Annotated in this window: 1 rRNA gene; it reads left to right on the top strand. The window is 55.0% G+C overall.

The features are described from left to right. Positions 1 to 1,317, top strand: a 23S ribosomal RNA gene (locus tag ABN764_RS29455); the annotation flags it as partial.

Raw genomic sequence — 1,317 nt, 5'->3', positions numbered from 1 at the left:
GGCTGTGATGGGGAGGGAAAATTACAGTACCGAAGGTCTTGATTTCATGCTGCCAAGAAAAGCCTCTAGCCAGGTGAAGCTGCCCGTACCGCAAACCGACACAGGTAGGTGGGAAGAGAATTCTAAGGCGCGCGGAAGAACTCTCGTTAAGGAACTCGGCAAAATGACCCCGTAACTTCGGGAGAAGGGGTGCCTCGGTAGGGTGAATAGCCCGAGGGGGCCGCAGTGAAAAGGCCCAAGCGACTGTTTAGCAAAAACACAGGTCTGTGCGAAGCCGCAAGGCGAAGTATACGGGCTGACGCCTGCCCGGTGCTGGAAGGTTAAGGGGAGTGGTTAGCCGCAAGGCGAAGCTATGAACCGAAGCCCCAGTAAACGGCGGCCGTAACTATAACGGTCCTAAGGTAGCGAAATTCCTTGTCAGGTAAATTCTGACCCGCACGAATGGCGTAACGACTTGGGCGCTGTCTCAACGAGAGATCCGGTGAAATTTTAATACCTGTGAAGATGCAGGTTACCCGCGACAAGACGGAAAGACCCCATGGAGCTTTACTACAGCTTGATATTGGACTTTGGTACGGACTGTACAGGATAGGTGGGAGCCTGAGAAGCCTGAGCGCCAGCTTAGGTGGAGGCGCCGTTGGGATACCACCCTGTTCGTATCGGAGTTCTAACCTAGGACCGTAAACCGGTTCGGGGACAGTGTCAGGTGGGTAGTTTGACTGGGGCGGTCGCCTCCTAAAGAGTAACGGAGGCGCCCCAAGGTTCCCTCAGAATGGTTGGAAATCATTCGAAGAGTGCAAAGGCATAAGGGAGCTTGACTGCGAGACCTACAAGTCGAGCAGGGACGAAAGTCGGGCTTAGTGATCCGGTGGTTCCGCATGGAAGGGCCATCGCTCAACGGATAAAAGCTACCCTGGGGATAACAGGCTTATCTCCCCCAAGAGTCCACATCGACGGGGAGGTTTGGCACCTCGATGTCGGCTCATCGCATCCTGGGGCTGAAGTAGGTCCCAAGGGTTGGGCTGTTCGCCCATTAAAGCGGTACGCGAGCTGGGTTCAGAACGTCGTGAGACAGTTCGGTCCCTATCTGTCGCGGGCGTAGGAAATTTGAGAGGAGCTGTCCTTAGTACGAGAGGACCGGGATGGACGCACCGCTGGTGTACCAGTTGTTCCGCCAGGAGCATAGCTGGGTAGCTATGTGCGGAAGGGATAAGCGCTGAAAGCATCTAAGCGTGAAGCCCCCCTCAAGATGAGATTTCCCAATTAGTAAGACCCCTTGAAGACGACGAGGTAGATAGGTTGGAGGTGGAAGCACAG

The organism is Paenibacillus wuxiensis (assembly GCF_040195695.1).
In the GTDB taxonomy this organism is placed as follows: Bacteria; Bacillota; Bacilli; order Paenibacillales; family Paenibacillaceae; genus Paenibacillus_B; species Paenibacillus_B suaedae.
This window is presented reverse-complemented; position numbering and strand designations above follow the sequence as displayed.